The sequence below is a fragment of the Halarchaeum sp. CBA1220 genome, from assembly GCF_003721175.2.
In the GTDB taxonomy this organism is placed as follows: domain Archaea; phylum Halobacteriota; class Halobacteria; order Halobacteriales; family Halobacteriaceae; genus Halarchaeum; species Halarchaeum grantii.
On the sequence record NZ_CP054707.1, the window covers coordinates 1,295,159 to 1,314,885 of the forward strand.

A 19,727-nucleotide genomic window follows, 5' to 3' on the forward strand; every position below is an offset into this window, starting at 1 on the left:
TAACCCATGAACGCTATAAATCTTGCCGATGGATAGTGATAGATAACTCTTACCACGCCCGTCGCTCGCCGCGCCGTGGCCGCCACGTCGGGCGATCCGACGGCCCGTGAACGCCCGCGACCACCGGGGCGTTACTGGAGGCGCTCGGTCGTCTCGACGAGCGGATGGCGCGCGTAATCGACGACGTTCACGTCCTCCACGGACTCGAGGCCCTCGTTGCGTGCCGTGCGCGCCATCCCGAGGTCGACGCGCTCGGCGAGCACGATCACGTACGCGTCCATCTCCTCGACGTCCGTCGTGTGCGCGGCCATCGCGCGGTGGTGGCCGTCGGCGAGCAGGAGGTCGCCCGCGTTGTCGATGACGACCAGCGGCTCCGTCAGCCCGTGCTCGAGCTCGTAGCGCCGCCCCTCGAGCTCGTCCGCGTACACCTTCCCCTGCGTCGGCACGAGGTCGTCGATTGCGACGCGCCGGCGCTCCTCGTCCGCGCGCACGTCGTGTATCGTCTCCAGCGTTCGCAGGAGCTTCCCGACCTTCTCGGGCGTCGCGCGCTCGATCTGCGAGCGGATGACGTCCGCGTTCGAGATGATGCCGACGAGCGTCCCCGCGTCGTCCACCACGGGGAGCTTCTGGATGCCCGAACGGAGGATGACGCGCGCCGCGTCGTTCACGTCCATCTCCGGGTGCGCGACGATGAGGTCGTCCGACATCACGCGGAACATCGGGGCGGCGTCGTCGGCGCGCAGGAGGTCGCGCGCCGTCACGAACCCCTCGACCTTCCGGCCCTGCGCGACCGGGAAGCCGTTGTGGCCGTCGCTCTCCACGATGCGCCGCGAGACCTCGCCGACCGTGTCCTCCGGGGCGACCGTCGCGACGTCCCGCGTCATGTAGTCTCGCACCCGTGGTTTCCCCTCGGCGCTCGCGTCGAACGGCTCGTCCATTACGCACAGAGACGCGAGCGACGGACAAAAAGCCGTTGCCGCCGCTCACGCGCCGCTGTCGTCGTCCCCGGACTCCGCCTCCGTCGTCCCGCCGTCGCTCCCGGTATCGCCGCCCGCGTCGTCCGCCTCGTCGCTACCGGCCGCTCCGGCACCCGCGCCGTCGCGGCCGTCCGCCGTCGGCACCGTTCCGCTCGTCGCGGTGCGCCCGCGCTTGCGGACCGCGTCGAAGAACCGCGGCGTGATCGTGTCCGCAAGGACGGACGCGAGCGTCTCGCCCTCCTCCTCCTGGAGCACGTCGAAGATGCCGAGCGGGATCTGCGCGCCCGCCATGTCCGTGTGGCCGCCCGCGCTCCCCATCCCGTCGAACGCCGTGCGTAGCGCCTCCCCGAGGTCGACGTCGTTCCCGCGACCCCGCGCGGACGCGTAGATCGTCCCGTCGGTGAACCCGTAGACGAACGTCACGGTCACGCCCTGGATCGCGAGCAGGCGGTCGGCGGCCTGCGCGAGTGCGTCCCGGTCGGCGATCTGGCCGACGCAGGAGGCGAGCACGGAGCCGTCGAGTTCGCGATTGCGGATGCCGCGCGCCACGACCTCGAAGGTGTCCGCGCTGATCGACGGGCTCTCGATGCGCTCCAGCACGTCGACGTCCGCGTCCGGCAGGAGCGTCGCCGCCGCCTCGAAGTCCTGCTGGGTGATCTCGCGGCGGAAGTCCTTCGTGTCGATGCGGATGCCGTAGAGGAGCGCCGTCGCGATGTCGCGCTCCGCGATGACGCCGAAGCGCTCCAAGTACTGCGTGAGAATCGTGCTCGTCGCGCCGACGTCCTCGCGGATGTCCGAGAAGCGCGCCGTCACCGCGCCCTTCGGCGGGTGGTGGTCGACGACGACGTCCACCGCCGTCTCGGGGTCGAGTTGGTCGTTCACGCCCGGCGCGGAGTGGTCGACGAGCGCGACCGCGTCGAACTCGCGCTCCTCCTCCGGGTCGAGACGCGTCAGCTCCAGCTCGAGGAGGTTGACGAACGCGCGGTTCTCCTGGTGGCTTATCTCCCCGAAGTAGCAGGGTTCGGCGTCGACGCCGACGGATTCGGCGATGCGACAGAGCGCGATAGCGGCCGCAATCGCGTCCGGGTCGGGGTTGTCGTGCGCGAGCACCGTCAACGTCCCCTCGACCGACTGGAGGGTCTCGCGCAGGCGTCGGACGCGCGTGTCCATCCCGTGCTCGAGGACGGCTTCGGCCTCGCCGAGTATCGCCGCGCCCGCCGAGCAGACCCGGTCCGCCGTCTCGGCGAGCGTTCGACGCTGGTGGGCGGTCGCACCCGTCCCGGTGTACGCGACGAGGTACGCCCCCGGGAAGGCCTCATCGGCCGCCTCGGCGGCGAGCGCGTTCGTCGTCGGGTCGTCGCTGCCGACGAAGACGAGGTCCGGGGCGCCCCCCATCCGCCGGAGGTCCGTGGCGTCGGTGACGTCCGCGACCTCGGCGGCGACCTTCTCGTTGCGCAGCGACTCGATGCGGCTCTCGTCGGGGTCGAGAACGAGGAGGTCGCCGGACCGCTCGCGAACCGTCTCGAGGACGGCGTGACAGACCGTCCCGCTACCGAGCACCAGCCGAGATACCATCTGCTCCGAACATCGGGCGGGTGGAAAGTAAAGTGTGCCGTCTGTGACTCGCGTTCAGGCGCCGATGAGGACGGACGCGGCGGAGAACGCGGCGTCGGAGACGACGCCGAAGCCGACGAGGAGCGCGACGGTCGCGACGGCGGCGACGACGACGGCGGCGTAGATGCCGGTCGGCCGCTCGCGGATGTCGAAGTCGCCCTCCGGTTCGTTCACCCAGACGGCCTTCACGAGGCGGCTGTAGTAGAACAGCGAGAGCGCGCTGTTCACGACGCCGAGCGCGGCGAGCCACCAGAGCCCCGAGTCGACCGCGCCGAGGAAGAGGAAGAGCTTCGAGAGGGCGCCCGCGCCGACGGGGATGCCGGCGAGGCTGAAGAGGAAGACGGCGAGCGCGGCGCACGCCACGGGCGCTTCACGAGCGAGGCCGTTGTAGTCCTCGAACGTCCGCCCGACGCCCCACTGCTCGGCGAGCGCGACGACGAGGAACGCCCCCGTGTTCATGAAGCCGTAGACGAGCAGGTGCGCGAGCGCGGCGCCGACGACGAACGTCTCCGCCGGCCCGCCGAGCGCGGCGAGCGCGATGAGGACGTAGCCGGCGTGCCCGATGCTCGAGTAGGCGAGCATCCGCTTGACGTTCTCCTGCGTCGCCGCCGCGAAGTTCCCGAGCGTCATCGTGACCGCCGCGAGCACCGCGAAGACGACCGGCCACGGGACGCCGACGTCGGTGAGCGTCCCGGCGGGGAGCGCGAGCGTGAAGACGCGGAAGGCGAGCGCGAACCCGGCGGCCTTCGACGCCGAGGAGAGGAACGCGCTGACGGGCGCGGGCGCGCCCTCGTAGGCCTCGGGCGCCCAGAAGTGGAACGGGACGCTCGCGGTCTTGAACGCGAACCCGCCGATGACCATGACGATGCCGACGCCGAGCAACTCGACGTGCTCGTTGCCGGCGACGGCCGACGCGAGCGCGTCGAACCCGAAGACGCCGGTCGCGGCGTAGACGAGCGCGATACCGTAGACGAGCACGCCCGAGGAGAGCGCGCCGATGAGGAAGTACTTCAGGCCAGCCTCGACGCTCCCCTCGTCGTGTTTGAGGTACGCGACGAGCGCGTACGCGGGGAGGCTGACGAGTTCGAGCGCGACGAACCCGGTGACGAGCGAGTTCGCCGCCCCCATCAGCGACATCCCGGCGGTCGCGAGGAGGACGAGCGAGTAGTAGGCGGCGCGATGCGGCTCCTCGCGGACGTAATCGTAGCTCGCGAGCGAGACGAGCGCCGCGACGCTCCCGACGATCACCGTGACGAAGAGCGCGAACTGGTCGACGGCGAGCGCGCCGTCGAAGCGCATGAGCGGCGTCACGCCGACGCCGGCGGCGAGGAACCACGCGGCGATGCCGGCGCTCCCCGCGCTCGCGAGCGTCGCGATGCCGGCGAGCAGGCTGTTCTTGCGGTCCGTCGGCCACAGCGCGTCCGCGGCGAGCACGAGCAGCGCGGCGAGGCCGAGGACGTACTGCGGTGTGAGGGCTGGGAGTTCCATCTAGAGACCACCTCCGAGGACGCCGACGAGCGCGCCGGCGGCGTTCTGAATCATCCCCATGAGCGTCCCGGGGGCGACCCCGAGCAGTATCGAGAGGAGCACGAGGACGACGGCGGGCGCGAGGTCGCGTCGCGACACCGCCGACACCGACTCGGGCGCCTCGAACGGTCCCATGAGGACGCGCTGGAGGAGCCTGAGGAGGTAGCCGGCGACGACGACGATGCCGAACATCGCGACCGCCGTGACGAGCTGGGCGTTCGCGTAGTCGGCGGCGAACGAGCCGGTGAAGACGAAGAACTCGCCCGCGAACCCGCTCATGAGCGGGAGGCCCATGTAGCCGAACGCGCCCGCGACGAGGACGGCGGCCGCGACCGGCATCCGGTCGGCGAGGCCGCTGACCTTATCGAGCATCCGCGTGCCCGTCGCGTTCTCGACGTAGCCGACGCCGAGAAAGAGCACGCTGACGAGCAGGCCGTGGCTCACCATCTGGAAGGTGGCGCCGGCGACGCCGTAGCTCGTCGTCGCGACTAGCCCGAGGAGGACGAACCCCATCGACGGGATGGACGTGTAGGCGACGAGGCGCTTGGCGTCGCGCTGGGCGAGCGCGGCGAGCGAGCCGTAGAGCACGGTCACGACGGCGACCACGGCGAGCGGGAGCGCCCACTCGCGTAAGAGGTCGGGGAACATCGTGACGTTGAAGCGCAGCAGCGAGTACGTCCCCATCTTCGTGACGACGCCCGCGAGGAGCACCGTCACGGCCGTCGGCGCCTCCGTGTAGGCGTCCGGGAGCCACGTGTGGAACGGGACGAACGCGCTCTTGACGGCGAAGCCGAAGAAGAGCGCGAGGAACGCGACGGCGGTGATCGTGGTCCCGGCGAGACCGAACGCCGAGCCGACTTCGCCGGCGCGGACGGCGGCGGCGATGGCGCCGAACTCGAAGCTCGTGACGGGCGTCGCGACGACGAGCGCCATCAGCCCGACGAAGAGCACGAGGCTCGCGACGTTCGTGTAGACGAAGAACTTGATCGCGGCGTAGCGCCGACGCGGGCCGCCGTACACCGAGACGAGGAAGTACATCGGCACGAGCACGAACTCCCAGAAGACGAACCAGACGAAGAAGTCGAGCGCGGAGAAGACGCCGAGCAGGCTCGCCTCCGTGAACAGGAGGAGCGCGTAGAACAGCGACTTGCGCTCCGAGACGTCGCCCCACGCGGCGACGACGGCGACCGTCGTCAGCACGGTGGTGAGGAGGACGAGCGGCAGGCTGATGCCGTCGAGGCCGACGTGCCAGTCGATGGTGTAGGCGCCGGCCTGAATCCACTCTGCTGTCGTCTCGAACGCGGGCGTCCCGCCGAGGACGGCGTTACCGCTCGCGTCGAACGTCGCGTACGCGTAGAGGCTCCCGACGAGCGGGAGCAGGCTCAGCGCGGCGGCGAGTCGGCCCGCGTACTTCTCCGGGGCGAGCAACACCGCGAACGCGCTGGCGAACGTGACTGCCAGTAGGGCTTCGATGAGCATTTAGAGCCACCTCCCGAGCAGCAGGACCAGAACGAGCAGGACGACGAGCCCGAAGACGAGCTGCGTCGCGTACGTCGTCACGACGCCGGTCTGGACGCGCCGAACGCGGTCGCCGGCGGTGAGGCTCACGGAGGAGACGCCGTTGACGACGCCGTCGACGATACTGCCGTCGAAGACGTCGACGCCGCGCGCGACCGGTTCGGTGACGCCTTCCGCGAGCCACGTCTGGAACTCGTCCTGGTAGTAGTTGTTGTACAGTACGGTCTTCGCCGGGCCGAGCGCGTCGGTGCGCTCGCTCGGGTTCGGTACGTTGTACCACGACCACGCGAGCACGACGCCGAGCAGCGCGACGACGAGCGTCACGCCGGCGGCGACGAGCGGACTGAGCGACGCCGCGTGGAAGCCCGCGACGTCGACGACGAGCTCGTGGTAGTGCTCGGCGGTGTGCCCGGCGAAGCCGGGGAGCTCGCCGTCGAGCCACCGCTCGAGGAAGAGCAGTTGACTGCCGACGAGGCCGCGGATCGCGTCGACGTTTACGAGGCCGACGACTGCGGCGCCGACGCCGAGCACCGCGACGGGGTAGCGCATGTTCGCGGACGCCGGCGTGGCCTCGCGCGCGGCGTCGCTCCGGGGCTCGCCGTGGAACGTGAGGAACACCATCCGGAAGGTGTAGAGCCCCGTGAAGAACACGGCGAGGAGGCCCATGACGTAGGCGAACAGGACGAGCGGCTGCCCGCCGAGGCCGACGGTCAGGGCGTGGTAGAGGACTGCGTCCTTCGACCAGAAGCCCGCGAACGGCACGATGCCGGCGAGCGCGAGCGACCCCGCGAGGAACGCCCAATAGACCGTGGGCATCCGCTCCTTGAGGCCGCCCATCTTCCACATGTCCTCGTCGTGGTGCATCGCGACGATGATGGCGCCGGCGCCGAGGAAGAGGAGCGCCTTGAACGTCGCGTGCGTGAGCAGGTGGAAGACGCCGGCGACGTACCCACCGGAACCGAGGCCGAGCATGATATACCCGTACTGACTGATCGTCGAGTAGGCGAGCACCTGCTTGATCTCGCGCTTGACGAGCGCCATCGTCGCGGCGAACAGCGCGGTGAAGCCCCCAATGAGCGCGATGACGGTGAGCGCGGTCGGGGTGAGCGCGTAGAAGCCGTAGATGCGCGCGACGAGGTAGACGCCGGCCGCGACCATCGTCGCGGCGTGGATGAGCGCGGAGACGGGCGTCGGGCCCTCCATCGCGTCCGGGAGCCATGTCTGGAGCGGGAACTGCGCGGACTTCCCGATGACGCCGCCGAGGATCAGGAGGCCGAGGAGCGTGAACCACGTCTGCGGGTCGAACCCGAACGTGTTCACGGACGCCTCGCCCTCGAGGGCGGCGTGCGCGAGCGCGGGGAAGGACTCCGCGCCGGCGAACGCGGCGGTGCCGAACGTCCCGAGGACGCCGACGAGGCCGACGAGGAGGAAGTAGTCACCGAAGCGGGTGACGAGGAACGCCTTCTTCGCGGCGGACGCCGGGCCGGGCTCGCGGAACCAGAAGCCGATGAGCCACCACGAGCAGAAGCCGACGAGCTCGAAGAAGACGAACGCCTGCAGGAGGTTCGACGCGAGCGAGAACGCGAGCATGCTCGCGGTGAAGAGGCCGAGGCCGGCGTAGTACCGGGGGAGGCCGCGCTCGCCCTCGTCGTTCATGTAGCCGAGGCTGAAGACGTGGACGAGCAGGGAGACGCCGGAGACGATGACGACCATCAGCGCGGAGAGCGGGTCGACGAGCACGCCGAACGTCAGCTCGTACGCGCCGTTCGCCGCCGGCACCCACGTCCAGACCTGCGAGTACGTCGTCTGGCCGACGCTCACCGCGAGGAGCGCCCACGCGGAGAGGGCGAGCGAGACCGCCGTCGCGGCGATCCCGACGAACGCGCCGCCCCTCGGGAGGGCGCGCGGCCGGTAGTGGCCGACGAGGAGCGTGACGAGGAACGCCGCGAACGGCAGCAGCGCGATCATCGCGAAGGAGAGTGCACCCGACATGTTACCACCTCATAGCCGTCGCTTTCGTGACGTCCACGCCTTTGAACTTCCGATACACCACGAGCACGATGCCGATGCCGACCGCGACTTCGGCGGCGGCGAGCGCCATCGTGAACAGGCTGAACACCTGCCCGCTGATGGTTCCGTACTGGCCGCTCGCCGCGACGAAGACGAGGTTCGCGGCGTTCAGCATGAGCTCGACGCTCATCAGGAAGATGAGCGCGTTCCGGCGCGCGAGCACGCCGAAGACGCCGATGCAGAACATCGCCGCCGAGAGCACGAGGTAGTACTCGAGGGGGACCATCAGGCCTCACCCCCGTCCCGGCGTGCGAGCGTCACCGCGGCGACGAGCGCGGCGACGAGCACGAAGTCGACCGTCTCGAACGCCGCGAGGAACCCGTCGCCGACGAGCGGCGTCTGCGCGCTCATGTCGAAGAGCGCGTAACCGATGCCGGCGGTGATGGACGCGCCCTCGGGGTACCACGCCGCCGGGCCGAACTCCGTGAGGAGGAACGCGCCGGCGAGCACGACGAAGAGGACGAGCGCGCCGAGGCCGCGCGCGAGGTTCGCGTCCGTCGCGAGTGACGGGCGCGTCGTCATGCGGCCACCCCCTGCTCACCCTCGGTGAGCATGACGGCGAACGCGAGCAGCACGAGGACGCCGCCGACGTACACCAGCACCTGCATCGCGGCGACGAACTCGGCGTTGAGCATCACGTAGTGGATGGCGACGGTGAAGAGCGCGCCGCCGAGCGAGAGCGCGGAGTGCCACGCCTCCTTCGCGAGCACGACGCCGAGGCTGAAGCCCACCGTCGTGAGCGCGAACAGCGCGAACGCCGCGAGTTCGAGCGTGGAGCTCACTGGTAGTCGACCTCCCCGTCACCCTCGCCGACCCACGCGCCCCGGTCGGGCTCGCGGGCCGCCAGCGGATCGATGTCCTTGTACCACGGGACGTTCCCGAGCTGTTCTTTGTTGTAGACGAGGTCGTGTTTCGTGTCGCCGTTGAACTCGAAGTTCTCCGTGAGGAGGATGGCGTCAACGGGACAGACCTCCTCGCAGAGCCGGCAGTAGATGCACTGCGCGACGTGGAGGTTGTACTGTTCGCCCTGCCGTTTGTCGTCGGTGACGATCTGGATGGTGTCGTTCGGACACACCTTCTCGCACTGGCGACACCAGATACAGCGCTCCTGGCTGAACTTGTGGATGCCGCGGAACCGCGGGGAGACCTCCGGGGCCTCCTCGGGGTACTCGACGGTGAACGTCTTGCCGTCCAGTGCGTGCTTCATCGTCGTCGCCATCGACTTGAGGAGTCCGATCATGCTATCACTCCCACGATGATGGCCGTGAGAACCAGGTTCGCGAAGGAGAGGACGAGGAGTCCCTTCCAACCGATTTCGAGCATCTGGTCGATCCGTACGCGCGGGACCGCAGAGCGACACCACTGGGTGAAGAGGAAGACCGCCCAGATCTTCACGACGAACCAGACGATGCCGAGCCACGCGGGGCCGGGCCCGGCGGGGCCGCCGAGGAAGAGCGTCGTGATGACGGCGCCGCTGAGGAAGATGTGGAGGAACTCACCGAGGAAGAAGAGCACGAAGTAGATGCTCGAGTACTCGGTGATGTACCCGCCGACGATCTCCGTCGCCGCTTCGCCGATGTCGAAGGGGTTGCGCCCGACCTCGGCGAGGCTCGCGACGAGGAAGAGCGCGAGCGCGAACGGGTTGAGGAAACCGTACCACGCGGGCACCGCGATGGGCCCGAGCGCGAACAGCGTCCCCTGCTGTGCGGCGACGATCTCGCTGAGCTGGAGCGTCCCCGTGAGGAGGACGATGGACGCGGCGGTGACGACGAGCGGGATCTCGTAGGCGATGCTTTCCGCGACCGAGCGCATCGACCCCAGGAGCGAGTACTTGCTCCCGGAGGCGTAGCCGCCGACGACCATGCCGACGCTCGCGATGCCGGAGACGGCGAAGACGTAGACGAGGCCGATCTCGGGGTCGGCGAGCTGGAGGCCGCTCCCCATCGGGATGACGGCGAAGCCGAGCAGCGCGGAGAGCGGGAGTATCGCGGGCGCGATGTCGAAGGCGGGTCGGTCGGCGCCGTCGGGGATGATGAGCTCCTTCGACATCAGGCGGACGGCGTCGGAGACGATGGTGAGGACGCCGAACGGGCCGATGCGGTCGACGGCGATGCGGTCGGTGAACATCGCCGTGATCTTCCGCTTCGCCCACGGGCCGGCGACGGCGGACGTGAGCAGGAGGATGGTGACGATGACGCCCGCGACGAGCGCGTCGAGCACGAGCTCGAGCCAGAGCGGCGGCGTCGCGTAGCCGAGCCACTCCGCGAGCGCGACGGGTGCCGTCGTCATTACCGGTCCACCTCGCCGAGGATGATGTCGAGGCTCCCGAGGGTGGCGACGAGGTCGGGGATGTACTCGCCCTCCGCCATCTCGGGGAGCGCCTGCAGGTTACTGAAGCAGGGACTGCGGATCTTGAAGCGCGCGGGCTTGTCCGTCCCGTCGGAGCGGACGTAGATGCCGAGTTCGCCCTTCGCGCCCTCGACGGCGCGGTAGGCTTCGGTGTCCGGGTCGGGGTTGAGGGTGCGCGGGACGTTCGACTGGATCTCGCGGTCGTCTTCGTCCCAGTCCTCGAGGAGGTCGACGCACTGCTGGATGATGCGCGCGGACTGCTCGACCTCGCGCATGCGGACGAGGAGCCGGGAGTAGTTGTCCTTCCCGTCGTCGGTGACGACCTTCCAGTCGAGGTTCTCGTAGTAGCCGTAGGGGTCGTCGCGCCGGAGGTCGTAGTCGATGCCGGAGGCGCGCGCGACCGGCCCGGTCACGCCATAGTCCTTCGCGACGTCGGGCTCGAGGACGCCCGTGTTCACGGTGCGGGCCTGGAAGATCTCGTTCTCCGTGATGAGGTCGTGGTACTCCTCCATGCGGCCGGGGAGCTGGTCGAGGAACTCCTGGACGGTCGCGAAGAACTCGTCGCGGGGCTCGGGGACGTCCCAGACCACACCCCCGAGACGGAGGTAGTTGAACATCATCCGCTGGCCGGTGAGGTCCTCGAGTATGTTCTGGACGACTTCGCGGTCGCGCATCGCGTACATGAAGATGGCGGTGAAGTCGCCGTAGATGTCGAGACAGAACGTCCCGAGCGCGAGCAGGTGGGCGGCGATGCGGCAGAGCTCGGCGCTCATCGTCCGCACGACCTGCGCGTACTCGGGGACCTCGATGTCGTTCAGGTCCTCGGCGACGCGCGCGTACGCCCACTCGTTGAGGATGCCGGCGGAGCCGTAGTCCCAGCGGTCGGGATACGGCATTATCTGGTGGCGGTACGTCCCGGACTGGGCCATCTGCTCCTCACAGCGATGCAGGTAGCCGATGTCGGGTTCGACATCCGCGACCTGCTCGCCGTCGAGGATCGTCTTCAGGTGGAGGACGCCGTGCGTGGCGGGGTGGTGGGGCCCGATGTTGAGGAGCATCGTGTCCTCGTCGCGGTGGTCGTCCGCGAGCGGGTTCTCGTGCTCCTCGAACGTGACGATCTGCGGTTTGTCCTGGTTGTAGTCGCGTCCGAGCGGGTGGCCCTGCCACGTCTCCGGGAGGAGGATGCGCCGGAGGTCGGGGTGCTCGTCGTACTGGACGCCGACGAGGTCGTAGGCCTCGCGCTCGTGCCAGTCGGCCGTCCGAAAGACCGGCTCGGCGCTCTGGCTGACGGGGTCGTCGCGCGTCGTCGGCACGACCACGGAGACCTCCTGCGTGGGGTCGTCGTACTTCTTCAGGTGGTAGATGGACTCGAAGCGGTCCGCGTACTCCTGTGCGGAGACGTTCGAGAGGTGGTCGAAGCCCGCCTCCTCCTTGAGCGTCGAGAGGGCGTCCTGCACGCGGTCGGCGCGCACGACGAAGCCCTCGGCGTTCGTGTGCGTCTCGCGGCTCACCACGGCGTCGCCGAGGAGCGCCTCGATGGCGTCGTAGTCGACGCCCTCTACGGGGACGTCCTCGGGGTCGATCTCGGCGTCCTCGGCCGGGTCCTCGGTGGCCTGGCTCATGGCGAATCAGCCCAGTTGTAGCGCATGACGAGGTCGTCCTCGTCGATCTCGTCGGCGAGCTTCTGGACGAGTTCGTCCTGTTCGAGGTCGCCGAACTCCTGGAGTTCGTAGGGCTTGACGGTCACGGGCGACGTCTCGCCGTTCTTGATGCGCTCCTGGAGCTTGACGACGCCGTAGACGAGGGCTTCGGGGCGCGGCGGACAGCCGGGGATGTGGATGTCGACGGGGATGACCTCCTCGGCGCCCTTCACGACGTTGTAGCCCTGCTGGAACGGGCCGCCGGAGGTCGAGCAACTGCCCATGTTCACGACGAACTTCGGCTCGGGCATCTGGTCGTAGACGCGCTTCATGCGCGGGGCGAACTTGGAGACGATCGTCCCGGGGACGATCATCACGTCCGCCTGCCGGGGCGACGCGCGCGGGACGCCGGAGCCGAAGCGGTCGAGGTCGTGCTTGACGGCGTACGTGTGCATCATCTCGATGCTGCAGCACGCGATGCCGAACTGGAGCATGAACATGGAGGAGCCGCGAACCCAGTTCATGAACTCGTCGAACTTCGTGAGGATGAACGGCGTGGAGCCGAAGGCCTCCCGGAGCGTCGAGTTGAACCGGGAGTCGACCTCGCCCATCCGGTCCTCCCGTGTCTTCGTCTGCGGTGCGGTCGTGTCGATGATGTCGTCTCGGGGGTGGTCGCTACTCATGTGTTGAACTCCGATTTGGGTGTGCTCGCCCACCGGATGGCACCGGTGCGCCAGGCCCAGACGAGACCGACGACGAGGACAGCGATGAAGGCCAGCATCGGGTAGAGTGCTGCGCCGAGACCGACGGCGCTGACGGCGTCCTGATAGATAACGGTCCACGGGAAGATCAGGACGGTCTCGATGTCGAAGACGAGGAAGAGGAGCGCGACCAGGTAGTACTGGATGTTGAAGTTGAGTCGCGTCCCTCCCGTCGGGACCTCACCGCTCTCGTAGACGGTTTCTTTCCCTTTCTCCGGCACGCTCGGCCGCAGCAGCTTCGACGTCTGCACCATCACGGCTGGTATCGAAGCGGCCACGACGGCGAACACGCCGACGGCGATCCATTCGTTCATCGTCCGTATCACGCGGCACTTCACCCCCCATGCGTATAAACGTTGATTCTTTCGAATAGGCCCTAAAACGCCGTATTACGGCGTTTCAGCCGCTCTCCTCGAATCCGGGTGTGCCACTCTCGTGCAAGCGACGGGAGACGTCGCCGACGCCGTCGCGCTGCTCGTCGTGGAGGGCGACGAGCCGGTCCCGGAGGTCGTCGTGCTCGCGGGCCAACACCTGCGCGGCGGAGAGCGCGGCGTTGTAGGACTTCCCGGCGTCGACGGCGGTGATGGGCGCGCCGGTCGGCATCCCGAGGACGGAGTCGACGGACTTCTCCTGTACGGGGACGCCGACGACGGGCACCGGGTAGGCGATGGACGCGGTCATGTTCGGGAGGTCAGCGGACTTCCCGCCCGCGCCCGCGACGATGACGTCGAGGCCGCGCGCTTCGGCGGTCTCCGCGTACGCGTACATGAGGTCGGGCGTGCGGTGGGCGGAGACGACGTACGTCTCGAAGGTGAAGCGCGCTTCTGGGAAATCGTCGTAGTCGGTGACTTCGGCGAAGCCGAGGTCGGTGAGCGCCTCGTAGGCGCCGCGCATCGTCGGGAGGTCGGAGTCGCTCCCCATCACGATGCCGACGTCCGGGGTCCGCTCGCGCTCGCGGTCGGCTTCCTCCCGGAAGGTCTCGCAGAGTTCGTCCACGCTGTCCTGCACGTCGTCGGGGTCGGAGATGCTGGTCATGGTCGGATCACTCGAAGTGGAGTTCGTCGCGCGCCTCGTTCGCGCGCGCGCTCGCTTCGTCGACGTCGTCACCGAGCGCGGTGACGTGGCCCATCTTCCGCAGCGGGCGCACGTCGCGCTTGCCGTACCAGTGGAGCGCGGCGGTCGGCACCGCGAGCGCCCCGGGGACGCCGGCGAGGTCGGCGCGTTTCGTCTCCTCGACGTCGCCGAGGACGTTCACCATCGCGGTCGGCCCACGCAGCGAGGGGTCGCCGAGCGGGAGGCCGAGGACGGCCCGGACGTGCTGCTCGAACTGGGAGGTGACGGCGCCCTCGATGGTGTAATGCCCGGAGTTGTGCGGGCGCGGGGCGATCTCGTTCACGAGCACCTCCCCAGAGACCTCGAAGAGCTCGACGCCGTAGACGCCCCGGCCCTCCAGGACGTCGAGGACGTCGCCGACGACGTCGCGGGCCGCGCGAACCACGGCGTCGTCGGCGGCGGGCGGGACGCGCGTCTCGCGCAGTATCTCCGCCTCGTGGACGTTCTCGACGACGGGGAACTGGGCGTCCTCGCTCGCGCCCTTCGCCCCGATGACGGAGAGCTCGCGCTCGAAGTCGACGAGCTCCTCCGCGACCAACCCCTCGAGGTCGTCGAAGTACTCCTCGGCGTCCGCGACGCTCTCGGTGACGTGGTTGCCCCGGCCGTCGTACCCCCCGTGGCGCGCCTTCAGCATGAGGGGCTCCCCGAGGTCGTCGAACGCGCTCTCGAGGTCGGCGGCGTCGTCGACGCGCCGGAACGCGGGGACGGGGACGCCCGCCTCGGCGAGCGCCTCCTTCTCCGCGAGCTTGTCCTCGGTCGTGCGGAGCGTCGCGGGCTTCGGATGCACCGGAATATCGACGTCTGCGAGGAGGTCGGGGTCGGCGAGTTCGATCTCGAACGTGAGCGCGTCCGAGCGCGCCGCGAGCTCGGCGAACGCCGCCGGGTCGTCGAAGTCGCCTTCGATGTGGTCGGCGGCGGGCGTCGACGCGGGGCAGTCCGGCGTGGGGTCGAGGACGACCACGTCGACGCCGAGCGGTGAGGCGGCCTCGGCGAGCATCCGACCGAGCTGGCCGCCGCCGACGACGCCGAGCGTGGTCCCGGGTGGCGTCTGCATACGCGAGGGATGTGGACGGGAGTGTATAAGGATTGCCGAACGGCTCGCTCAGGTACGCATGAACGTGCTATACCGTCGCGGATGTGGGCGTGGGTGCGGTGGGTGGCGTCGGCGCCGCGACGCTCGCCGCCGACGCGTTCACGGCCGCGCCCGGACTCGCGTTCGCCGCGCTCGCGTTTCCGGCGCCGCTCTGACGGACGAAGAACACCGTCGGCGTCCCCTCCGAGGTGAGTTCGTACGTCGTCGCGTCGTACCCCTCGAGACGGGGGGCGACCTCGCCGTAGTTCGACGCGCGCGTTATCACGACCGGCGGCGTCGAGCCGTTCAACGCGGCGATGTCGGTGGTGCTCGCCGTCTCGGCGCCCATCCCCTCGAAGTACCACGGGAGCGGGAGGCGCCACGTCCAGTGGCCGGGTTCCGAGAAGTTCTCGTCGGGCGCCGCCGAGGGCTCGCTCGCGGCGTAGAAGTGGTCGCCGTAGTAGAGGACGTCCGGGCCCGACCCGCCCTGATGGGCCTGCACGGCGTCGTCGATTTCGGCGAGCGTCGGGTGGAGGTCGCCGTTCGGCTGGCCGTACTGGACGAGCGGCCCCGGCTCCTGTGGGTGGACGAAGGCCGCCGCGACGCCCGTGAACGCCATCCAGCCGACGACGGCGGCGACGAGGACGAGCGCGATGGCGGTGCCGGCGTCGTCGCCGTCGCGGCGCGTCGAGCCGACGGCCGAGAGGAGGAGGCCGCCGCCGACGGCCGCCGGAACCGCGAGCGGGACGACGACGTGAATCATCGCCCACGGCGCCTGGATGTCGGAGACGGCGGGGTAGATGACGAGCGAGGCGAGCGCCCAGTAGCCCGCGAAGGAGACGAGCGAGCGGGGGCGCTCGCCCCGGTAGCGGTCGTGGACGAAGCCCGCGATTCCGAGCACGCAGACGGCGGCCGCGCCCGCGACGAGCGTCTCGACGTCCCCCACGAAGAAGTCGACGTAGCTGTGCGGGTGCCCGCCTACCCACGTGTTCGCGAACTTCTCGACGGAGCCGACGGTGGCGCGCCGGACGACGTCACCGAACAGGGCGGGGTTCGAGAACGCGCGCCAGAGCTCCGGGCGCGGCGCGTAGAAGAACACGACGACGGCGAAGAAGAGGACGCCACCCGCGGCGACGTCGCGCGCCCACGGCCGGAGGCCGCGTGCGGTCGCGACCAGCCGCTCGGCGAGGACGGCCGTCGGGTCCTCGTCGCGCTGTCTGGCGGCGAGGAGCATCCAGTCGAGGAGGAGGACGAGTGCGCCGACCCAGCAGGCGACGTAGACGAGGACGTTCTCCTTCGTGGTGAACGCGAGCGCGAGCGAGAGCGCGCCCGCGTAGAGGTGGCGCCGCCGGCCGGTGTCGTGCGCGCGGACGAGGAACGCGAGCGCGGCGAACGCGAGCGCGCCGACGAGCACGTCGCTGCGCATGAACCGCGAGTAGTAGAGGAGGAGTGGGTTCGCGGCGAGGAGGACGGCGAGCGAGACGGTCTCGGCGGGCTTCAGTCGGTCGCGGAGGAGCCACGCCGTCGCGGGGAGGAGGCCACCGATGAGCGCGACGACGGCGCGCATCGACGCGTCGCTCGCGCCGACGAGGTCGAAGACGACGCCGTTGACGTGAAAGAGGAACGGCCCGTGAACGATGGGGTGGTAGGTGTACTGGCCGGTCTCCACGTAGCGCAGCACCCAGTAGCCGACGCGGCCCTCGTCCCAGTGGGCGACGCGGGCACCGAGGGCGACGAGGCGGGCGACGAGTGCGACGGCGGTCGCGGCGGCGACGGCCGCGGCGACGCGGCGGTCCGAGTCGGGCATCTACCCCTGTAGTTCGGGGGGACCCATACGGGCTTTTCGGAGAACGGTAGCGTTTTGACGGCGCGCGTGAACGAATCCGGTATGGTATCCCTGGGTCTGGTCGTCGCCGAGTTCAACCGCAGCGTCACCGGGGGCATGGAGGAAGCCGCGCTCTCGGCCGCCGCGGACGCCGACGCGACCGTCGCCGAGACCGTCCGCGTCCCGGGCGCCTACGACGCGCCGCTGGTCGCGGACCGACTCGCGCGACGCGAGGACGTCGACGCCGTCGCGGTGCTGGGCGCCATCGTCACCGGCGACACCGACCACGACCAGGTCATCGGCCACGCCATCGCGGAGAAGCTCACGGACGTGAGCCTCGAGCGCGACGTCCCGGTGACGCTCGGCGTCATGGGTCCGGGGATGTCCGGTGCGGAGGCGCGCGAGCGCGTCGAGAAGGGCGCGGACGCCGTCGCCGCCGCCGTCGACCTCGCGGAAACACTGGAGGACCTCTAACAATGGAATTCGCAGACCGAGTCACGCGTGTCGAACCGAGCGCGACGCTCGCGGTGAGCAACCTCGCGAAGGAACTGGAAGCCGAGGGCCACGACGTCGTCGACCTCTCGGTCGGGGAGCCGGACTTCGAGACCCCGGAGAACATCGTCGAGGCCGCCGAGGAGTCCGTCGAGCGCGGCGACACGGGCTACGCGCCGTCGAACGGCGTGCCCGAGCTCCGCGAGGCCATCGCGACGAAACTGCAGGACGACGGCCTCGACTACGAGGCCGGGAACGTCATCGTCACGCCGGGCGCGAAGCAGGCGCTCTTCGAGACGTTCCAGACGGTCGTCGACGAGGGCGACGAGGTCGTCCTCCTCGACCCCGCGTGGGTCTCCTACGAGGCGATGGCGAAGGTGGCGGGCGGTGACCTCACGCGCGTCGACCTCTCGCCCCACGACTTCCAGCTCGAGACCGCGCTCGACGACCTCGCGGACGCGGTGAGCGACGACACCGAGCTCCTCGTCGTGAACTCCCCGAGCAACCCGACGGGCGCCGTCTACAGTCGGGCGGCGATGGAGGGCGTGCGCGACCTCGCCGTCGAGCACGACGTCACCGTCATCAGCGACGAGATCTACCAGCACATCAACTACGGCCCGGAGCACGTCAGCCTCGCCGGCCTCGACGGGATGTACGAGCGCACCGTCACCATCAACGGCTTCTCGAAGGCCTACTCGATGACCGGGTGGCGTCTCGGCTACCTCGCCGCGCCCGAGGACGTCGTCGCGGAAGCCGGGAAGATACAGTCCCACTCCGTCTCCTCGGCGACGCACTTCGTCCAGTACGCGGGCGTCGAGGCCCTCGAGAACACGGACGTCGCCGTCGAGGAGATGGTCGAGGCGTTCGCGGAGCGCCGCGAGTTCCTCCTCGACCTCCTCGCCGAGCACGGCGTCGAACCCGCCACGCCCGAGGGCGCGTTCTACATGATGCTCCCCGTCGACGAGGACGACGAGTCGTGGTGTACGAACGCCCTCGAGGACGCGCACGTCGCCACCGTCCCCGGGTCGGCGTTCGGCGCGCCCGGCTACGCGCGCATCTCCTACGCGAACAGCAAGCAGCGCCTCGCCGAGGCCGTCGAGCGCCTCGCCGCCGAGGACTACCTGTAAGCGCGCCGCCCTGCGAAACCACACCACGGCGGCGACGTTCCGACGTGTATTTCTCCGCGAGCCGACTCCGATAGCGCGTGCTCTGGCTCTTCGTCTCCCTGCTCGGCGGCGGCGTCGCCGGCCGTCTCGCGCCGGACGTGTGGCCGGTGGCGCGCGTCGCGGACCGCGCGCTCGAAGCCGGCCTGCTCGTCCTCCTCGCGATGATGGGCGTGCGCCTGGGCGCGAGCGAGCGCGTGCTCTCGAACCTCGGACCGCTCGGCCTTCGCGCGGTGGCGCTCGCCGCCGGGAGCATCGCCGGGAGCGTCCTCCTCGTGGTGGCGGCGGGCCGCTATCTCCCGTCGCTCGACCCCGACGGCGAGGCGTCCGCGACGCCGGACGCCACCGAAGGGGGTGCGGCGCTCCCCGTGCTCGTGCTCGCGGCGCTCCTCTTCGGGGGCGCCGTCGGCTGGGTCGCTCCCGACCGTGTCGTAGCGCTCGTGGCGGCGGCGACGACGCCCACGCTCTACGCACTCCTCGTCGCGGTCGGTGCGACGCTCGCGGCGGGCGCGGACGTGCTCGCGTCCGCGCGGCGCCTCGGACCCGCGGTGCTCGTCCTCCCGGCCTGCATCGCGCTCGGCAGTCTCGCCGGCGCGGTTCTCGTGGGGTCGGCGTTCGGGATGGCGAGCGCGGAGGCCGCCGCTGTCGGCGCGGGATTCGGGTGGTACTCGCTCTCCGGCGTGCTCGTGAGCGACCTCCACGGCGTCTACCTCGGGTCGCTGACGTTCCTCGCGAACGTCCTGCGCGAACTCCTGACGTTCCTCGTCCTCCCGTTCGTCGTGCGCCACTTCGGGCGGGCGGCCGGCGTCGCGCCCGGCGGCGCGACGGCGATGGACGTCACCCTCCCGGCGGTTCGTCGCACGGCCGGCCGCGAAGCCGTGGTGCCGGCGGTCGTGAGCGGCGCGACGCTCAGCCTGCTGGTGCCGATACTGATTCCGTCGCTCATCTAACCGTACTCGCCCGCTCGGGCGAGTTTCACCGAGCGCGACGCGCTCGGCCTTTTTCTCCCGTGTTTTTGCACCGAGTGGTCGGCGGAGCCGACCCGAGGTGGAAAAAGACGGCGGTGCGACGCTCAGCCTGCTGGTGCCGATACTGATTCCGTCGCTCATCTAGTCATACTCGCCCGCCCGGCGACGAAACGGCCTTCCGGGGTGACGCCGTTCGATTCCGTATGGCTGATCGCGTCACGAGCGAGGGCGTTCGCACCGTGGAGACGACCCTCGAGCGCTACGGACCGACGAACCGCCCGCAGCTGCGGGTGGGTGACCCCGACGCCGTCCCCGTTGGGGAGGTGGTTCGCCTCGTCGTCGACGGGACGGAGTATCGCGCGTGCGTCGAGTCGAACGCGGACGGCGAGCCCGCGCTCCGGGGGGCGTTCGAGACGCCGCGACTCGCGCGGACGCCGGGCGAGGGGGAGAACCACCTGCGGGCGTGGCTCGACGACGTCGGCCTCGATTACGGGCGGACGGTCCACCTCGACGTCGTCACGCCCGACTACAAGTACGGGGTGCGAGCGCCGGGCGAGCGCGCGACGTACACGGCGACGGAGGCGCCGGACTCGGGGCTCGCGTCGATTGCGCGCGACCTCGACGGCTAGGCGCCGGTG

20 protein-coding genes are annotated in these 19,727 nt (G+C 69.9%); 4 read left to right on the forward strand and 16 right to left on the reverse strand.

Features of this window, described 5'->3' with window-relative positions; genetic code table 11:
• Positions 1-131: 131 nt before the first annotated feature.
• The 16 genes from EFA46_RS06930 to EFA46_RS07005 all read right to left on the reverse strand — a co-directional run bounded on the left by EFA46_RS06930 (position 132) and on the right by EFA46_RS07005 (position 16,448).
• Positions 132-938: a CBS domain-containing protein gene (locus tag EFA46_RS06930; RefSeq protein ID WP_123073996.1), complete on the reverse strand. Its 807-nt coding sequence runs from the start codon at positions 936-938 to the stop codon at positions 132-134.
• Positions 939-983: 45 nt separating this feature from the next.
• The gene (locus tag EFA46_RS06935) at positions 984-2,552 is read right to left on the reverse strand and encodes a DHH family phosphoesterase (RefSeq protein WP_123073995.1); all 1,569 of its coding nucleotides are present in this window, start codon (positions 2,550-2,552) and stop codon (positions 984-986) included.
• A gap of 54 nt (positions 2,553-2,606) precedes the next feature.
• Positions 2,607-4,079: an NADH-quinone oxidoreductase subunit N gene (locus EFA46_RS06940; protein WP_123073994.1), complete on the reverse strand. Its 1,473-nt coding sequence runs from the start codon at positions 4,077-4,079 to the stop codon at positions 2,607-2,609.
• Positions 4,080-5,597: a NuoM family protein gene (locus EFA46_RS06945; RefSeq protein ID WP_123073993.1), complete on the reverse strand. Its 1,518-nt coding sequence runs from the start codon at positions 5,595-5,597 to the stop codon at positions 4,080-4,082. It lies immediately after the preceding gene.
• The gene (nuoL, locus tag EFA46_RS06950) at positions 5,598-7,628 is read right to left on the reverse strand and encodes an NADH-quinone oxidoreductase subunit L (protein WP_123073992.1); all 2,031 of its coding nucleotides are present in this window, start codon (positions 7,626-7,628) and stop codon (positions 5,598-5,600) included. It lies immediately after the preceding gene.
• Position 7,629: 1 nt separating this feature from the next.
• The gene (gene nuoK, locus EFA46_RS06955; protein ID WP_123073991.1) at positions 7,630-7,932 is read right to left on the reverse strand and encodes an NADH-quinone oxidoreductase subunit NuoK; all 303 of its coding nucleotides are present in this window, start codon (positions 7,930-7,932) and stop codon (positions 7,630-7,632) included.
• The gene (locus tag EFA46_RS06960) at positions 7,932-8,228 is read right to left on the reverse strand and encodes a hypothetical protein (protein WP_123073990.1); all 297 of its coding nucleotides are present in this window, start codon (positions 8,226-8,228) and stop codon (positions 7,932-7,934) included. The genes nuoK and EFA46_RS06960 overlap by 1 nt, the downstream gene beginning before the upstream one ends.
• On the reverse strand, positions 8,225-8,488 hold the full coding sequence (locus tag EFA46_RS06965) for an NADH-quinone oxidoreductase subunit J (RefSeq protein ID WP_123073989.1): 264 nt from the start codon (positions 8,486-8,488) through the stop codon (positions 8,225-8,227). Before EFA46_RS06965 ends, EFA46_RS06960 begins: the two co-directional genes overlap by 4 nt.
• Complete coding sequence (locus EFA46_RS06970; RefSeq protein WP_123073988.1) at positions 8,485-8,946, reverse strand: NADH-quinone oxidoreductase subunit I; 462 nt, start codon at positions 8,944-8,946, stop codon at positions 8,485-8,487. The genes EFA46_RS06965 and EFA46_RS06970 overlap by 4 nt, the downstream gene beginning before the upstream one ends.
• On the reverse strand, positions 8,943-9,995 hold the full coding sequence (locus EFA46_RS06975; protein WP_123073987.1) for a complex I subunit 1 family protein: 1,053 nt from the start codon (positions 9,993-9,995) through the stop codon (positions 8,943-8,945). The genes EFA46_RS06970 and EFA46_RS06975 overlap by 4 nt, the downstream gene beginning before the upstream one ends.
• Positions 9,995-11,677: an NADH-quinone oxidoreductase subunit D gene (locus EFA46_RS06980; protein WP_123073986.1), complete on the reverse strand. Its 1,683-nt coding sequence runs from the start codon at positions 11,675-11,677 to the stop codon at positions 9,995-9,997. Before EFA46_RS06980 ends, EFA46_RS06975 begins: the two co-directional genes overlap by 1 nt.
• Positions 11,674-12,378, reverse strand: a complete 705-nt coding sequence (locus tag EFA46_RS06985; RefSeq protein WP_123073985.1) for an NADH-quinone oxidoreductase subunit B — start codon at positions 12,376-12,378, stop codon at positions 11,674-11,676. Before EFA46_RS06985 ends, EFA46_RS06980 begins: the two co-directional genes overlap by 4 nt.
• The gene (locus tag EFA46_RS06990) at positions 12,375-12,770 is read right to left on the reverse strand and encodes an NADH-quinone oxidoreductase subunit A (protein WP_123077226.1); all 396 of its coding nucleotides are present in this window, start codon (positions 12,768-12,770) and stop codon (positions 12,375-12,377) included. Before EFA46_RS06990 ends, EFA46_RS06985 begins: the two co-directional genes overlap by 4 nt.
• An 85-nt stretch (positions 12,771-12,855) precedes the next feature.
• Positions 12,856-13,491 carry a 5-(carboxyamino)imidazole ribonucleotide mutase gene (gene purE, locus EFA46_RS06995; RefSeq protein ID WP_123073984.1) on the reverse strand — a complete coding sequence of 212 codons (636 nt, stop codon included), beginning with the start codon at positions 13,489-13,491 and terminating at the stop codon, positions 12,856-12,858.
• Between the two features lie 7 nt (positions 13,492-13,498).
• Entirely contained in the window at positions 13,499-14,623 is a 1,125-nt protein-coding gene (locus EFA46_RS07000; RefSeq protein ID WP_123073983.1) for a 5-(carboxyamino)imidazole ribonucleotide synthase, read from the reverse strand.
• Positions 14,624-14,690: 67 nt separating this feature from the next.
• Positions 14,691-16,448 carry a flippase activity-associated protein Agl23 gene (locus tag EFA46_RS07005; protein ID WP_123073982.1) on the reverse strand — a complete coding sequence of 586 codons (1,758 nt, stop codon included), beginning with the start codon at positions 16,446-16,448 and terminating at the stop codon, positions 14,691-14,693.
• 81 nt (positions 16,449-16,529) lie between these two features.
• Between EFA46_RS07005 and ribH the strand changes: the two genes are divergently transcribed.
• From ribH to EFA46_RS07025, 4 genes are all read left to right on the forward strand, one after another.
• Entirely contained in the window at positions 16,530-16,940 is a 411-nt protein-coding gene (ribH, locus tag EFA46_RS07010) for a 6,7-dimethyl-8-ribityllumazine synthase (RefSeq protein WP_123073981.1), read from the forward strand.
• 2 nt (positions 16,941-16,942) lie between these two features.
• Positions 16,943-18,085, forward strand: coding sequence for a pyridoxal phosphate-dependent aminotransferase (locus EFA46_RS07015; RefSeq protein ID WP_123073980.1), 1,143 nt, complete (start codon positions 16,943-16,945; stop codon positions 18,083-18,085).
• A gap of 77 nt (positions 18,086-18,162) precedes the next feature.
• Positions 18,163-19,071 carry a lysine exporter LysO family protein gene (locus EFA46_RS07020; RefSeq protein ID WP_218182512.1) on the forward strand — a complete coding sequence of 303 codons (909 nt, stop codon included), beginning with the start codon at positions 18,163-18,165 and terminating at the stop codon, positions 19,069-19,071.
• Positions 19,072-19,292: 221 nt separating this feature from the next.
• The gene (locus EFA46_RS07025; RefSeq protein WP_123073979.1) at positions 19,293-19,718 is read left to right on the forward strand and encodes a hypothetical protein; all 426 of its coding nucleotides are present in this window, start codon (positions 19,293-19,295) and stop codon (positions 19,716-19,718) included.
• Positions 19,719-19,727: the final 9 nt, after the last annotated feature.

Bases quoted from the DNA above. Each gene is read 5' to 3' on its own strand.
- ribH (WP_123073981.1), top strand. From the start codon at position 16,530: ATGGTATCCCTGGGTCTGGTCGTCGCCGAGTTCAACCGCAGCGTCACC.
- EFA46_RS07000 (WP_123073983.1), bottom strand. From the start codon at position 14,623: ATGCAGACGCCACCCGGGACCACGCTCGGCGTCGTCGGCGGCGGCCAG.
- EFA46_RS06960 (WP_123073990.1), bottom strand. From the start codon at position 8,228: ATGACGACGCGCCCGTCACTCGCGACGGACGCGAACCTCGCGCGCGGC.
- EFA46_RS06990 (WP_123077226.1), bottom strand. From the start codon at position 12,770: ATGAACGAATGGATCGCCGTCGGCGTGTTCGCCGTCGTGGCCGCTTCG.
- EFA46_RS06975 (WP_123073987.1), bottom strand. From the start codon at position 9,995: ATGACGACGGCACCCGTCGCGCTCGCGGAGTGGCTCGGCTACGCGACG.
- EFA46_RS06970 (WP_123073988.1), bottom strand. From the start codon at position 8,946: ATGATCGGACTCCTCAAGTCGATGGCGACGACGATGAAGCACGCACTG.
- purE (WP_123073984.1), bottom strand. From the start codon at position 13,491: ATGACCAGCATCTCCGACCCCGACGACGTGCAGGACAGCGTGGACGAA.
- EFA46_RS06980 (WP_123073986.1), bottom strand. From the start codon at position 11,677: ATGAGCCAGGCCACCGAGGACCCGGCCGAGGACGCCGAGATCGACCCC.
- nuoL (WP_123073992.1), bottom strand. From the start codon at position 7,628: ATGTCGGGTGCACTCTCCTTCGCGATGATCGCGCTGCTGCCGTTCGCG.
- EFA46_RS07025 (WP_123073979.1), top strand. From the start codon at position 19,293: ATGGCTGATCGCGTCACGAGCGAGGGCGTTCGCACCGTGGAGACGACC.
- EFA46_RS06985 (WP_123073985.1), bottom strand. From the start codon at position 12,378: ATGAGTAGCGACCACCCCCGAGACGACATCATCGACACGACCGCACCG.
- EFA46_RS06945 (WP_123073993.1), bottom strand. From the start codon at position 5,597: ATGCTCATCGAAGCCCTACTGGCAGTCACGTTCGCCAGCGCGTTCGCG.
- EFA46_RS06935 (WP_123073995.1), bottom strand. From the start codon at position 2,552: ATGGTATCTCGGCTGGTGCTCGGTAGCGGGACGGTCTGTCACGCCGTC.
- EFA46_RS06930 (WP_123073996.1), bottom strand. From the start codon at position 938: ATGGACGAGCCGTTCGACGCGAGCGCCGAGGGGAAACCACGGGTGCGA.
- nuoK (WP_123073991.1), bottom strand. From the start codon at position 7,932: ATGGTCCCCCTCGAGTACTACCTCGTGCTCTCGGCGGCGATGTTCTGC.
- EFA46_RS07005 (WP_123073982.1), bottom strand. From the start codon at position 16,448: ATGCCCGACTCGGACCGCCGCGTCGCCGCGGCCGTCGCCGCCGCGACC.
- EFA46_RS06940 (WP_123073994.1), bottom strand. From the start codon at position 4,079: ATGGAACTCCCAGCCCTCACACCGCAGTACGTCCTCGGCCTCGCCGCG.
- EFA46_RS07015 (WP_123073980.1), top strand. From the start codon at position 16,943: ATGGAATTCGCAGACCGAGTCACGCGTGTCGAACCGAGCGCGACGCTC.